Annotated in this window: 1 protein-coding gene and 1 pseudogene; both read right to left on the bottom strand. The window is 66.3% G+C overall.

Going from position 1 to position 2,335, the window contains the following annotated elements:
• Window positions 1–551: 551 nt before the first annotated feature.
• A complete protein-coding gene (locus tag AB0M36_RS37595) occupies window positions 552–968 on the bottom strand; it encodes a hypothetical protein (protein WP_364167580.1) in 417 nt (138 codons plus the stop codon).
• 53 nt (window positions 969–1,021) lie between these two features.
• Window positions 1,022–2,157: pseudogene (locus AB0M36_RS37590) on the bottom strand (IS3 family transposase).
• Window positions 2,158–2,335 lie beyond the last annotated feature (178 nt).

Raw genomic sequence — 2,335 nt, 5'->3', positions numbered from 1 at the left:
CCACCAGGTTCGACAAGCTCGCCGTCCGCTACGAAGCCACCGTCACCATCGCCGTCATCAACCAGTGGCTTCGACCATTCCGAAACACGGCCTAGGCAAGCATTGAGCAGCACCGGCGGAGTCCGAAGATGGCTCGGACGGCGCACGCGAACGCGGTCGCGCCGCCGCCCGGAAACGACTTCGGCGTAGTGGTGAATTTACCTGCCAGGAGATACCAACTCGTACCAGGCTTACCAACCGCTGCCAACAGGTGTGACCTGCCGTAGCCCGACCCATGGAGCAAGTATGGAAGACACCGAACCCGTGCCAGGCAATACCAACGGCCGCCAACCAGCGCCAACGTCTCACCGAGCACACACCGGGCAACTGCAAAATCGAAGTTGCCGCCGACGGAGCCGTGACCGTCCGTAGAATTATCGGTGACCTCGTCGCGGCAGAACAGCTCCGGGGCTCCATCAAAGTCGGGAAGCTCAGGCAGCCACCGGCCGGACGTACCCCTTCATCGCCTACGACGCGGCTCGCGCGGCATGCGGACAACAATAGGTGGGGGCTTAACTCGTGAGCCGTCGGCTCAGTCTGTGGGCAGGCCCGCTGAGTACTGCGGGGAACGCCGCGCCGATCGCCGCTGCGATGCCCATAGTGAACACGAGATCGACGTCCGACATGTGTCGGATGAGTCCGAGCGTCAGTGCAGCCAGGGCTCCTCCCCATCCGGTGACCTCGGCCGCGAGCGCCAGCGCCCCCGACGCACGCATGGCCGGCAAAGACAGAACGTCCGCTGTGACTGACGCCCGGGCTCGCAACAGCGCCGCTATCAGTAGCGCCACCGACACGACGGCGGCGACAGCGCCCACCGCCACGGTGGTGACGGCCTGGCCCTTCGCCGTGCTGAATGCAGTGGCAAACACGAGGGGAAGCACGACGACCAGAACGACGGCACGCGCTCCGTGGACGAGATCGCTGAACATGTGGTGAATCTGCACCGGGATGAGTGACTGGGCCCCGGTTGGTGGTCCGCCGGTTATGAGAGTGCTGGTTGCCGGTTGGTGATCCATTGCTGGCGGTAGGCCTCGGGGGTGAGCCAGTCCAGCGAGCCGTGGGGTCTGTAGGTGTTGTACTCGATGCGCCAGTCTTCCGCCAGGACTTGGGCTTCGAGCAGGGTGTCGAACTGTTCGCAGGTGAGGAACTCGTCGCGGAACCGGCCGTTGAACGACTCGCAGATACCGTTCTGCCACGGCGATCCGGGATCAATGTAGGCCGCGCTGACACCGCGGTAGCGGCACCAGTCGACCAGGGCGTGCGCCGTCAGCTCCGGGCCGTTGTCCATCCGGATGTGTTCTGGGCGGCGGCCCCGGGGCGGTGATCAGCTCATCGAGGACGTTGACGGTGGCGTCTGCGGTGAACGAACGCCCGGCGCGGGTCGCGAGGGCTTGCCGGGTGTCCTCGTCGACGATGTTGAGGAACCTGATCTGCCGGCCGTTCGCGGTGACGTCGACCTGGTAGTCCAACGCCCCCACATGTGATCCGGTCGGGTCGCGCGCAGACGTTGCTGCCGGCCAGGGCCGGCGCGGCGTCTCTTGCGCACCCGGGGCGGGCGTTTCAGGCCTTCGGCGATCCAGATCCGGTGGGTGCGTTTGCGGTTGACGACTAACCCTTCTCGGGCGGCGATCGCGTGGGCCTTGCGCCAGCCCCACCGCGGATACTGCGCCGAGATCTGCCGCAGCCGCGCCCGCAGCAGCCGATCAACGTCGCGGGGCGCCGCTACGGGCCGGCGTTGCGCCGTGCGGTTCTGCCCGGCCACCCGGCAGGCCCGCCGCTGGGAAACACCGAAGCGCTGCTGCAACACCGTCACGGCGCGGCGGCGACGCTGCGGGCTCACCAGTTTCCCCGGTTCAGCTCCTTGAGCATGTCGATGTCGAGGACCTCGCCCGCGACGATCTTCTTCAGCCGGGCGTTCTCCCGCTCGAGGTCCTTGAGCCGCTTCGCGTCATCGGCTTTCATCCCGCCGTACTGCGCCACCCACCGGTGCCAGGTCGCCTCGGAGACCTCGAGGTGTTTACACACCTCGGCCAGGGCGCTGCCCTGCCCGAGCAGCTTCTCGCCCTCGCGCAGCTTACGGATGATCTGCTCCGGCGTGTGCCGCCGCCTGGTACTCATCGTGATGAATCCTCCCAGCCCCATGATGGGGCATCGGACTCTCACATCAGGTGGACCACTTCACGGGAGCCCAGTCACCCTAGTACTCCAGCCGGGGATGTTGACCTTGGCTGAGCTGGGGTCTGATCTGGTGTGGGAACGAGGGCAGCCACCGTCGATCATGGACGGTTGTGTGGAC

The organism is Actinoplanes sp. NPDC051346 (genome assembly GCF_040682215.1).
GTDB lineage: Bacteria > Actinomycetota > Actinomycetes > Mycobacteriales > Micromonosporaceae > Actinoplanes.
The sequence above is the reverse complement of the archived record's forward strand: the minus strand, read 5'-3'. Positions and strand labels throughout refer to the sequence as shown.

Bases quoted from the DNA above. Each gene is read 5' to 3' on its own strand.
- AB0M36_RS37595 (WP_364167580.1), bottom strand. From the start codon at position 968: ATGTTCAGCGATCTCGTCCACGGAGCGCGTGCCGTCGTTCTGGTCGTC.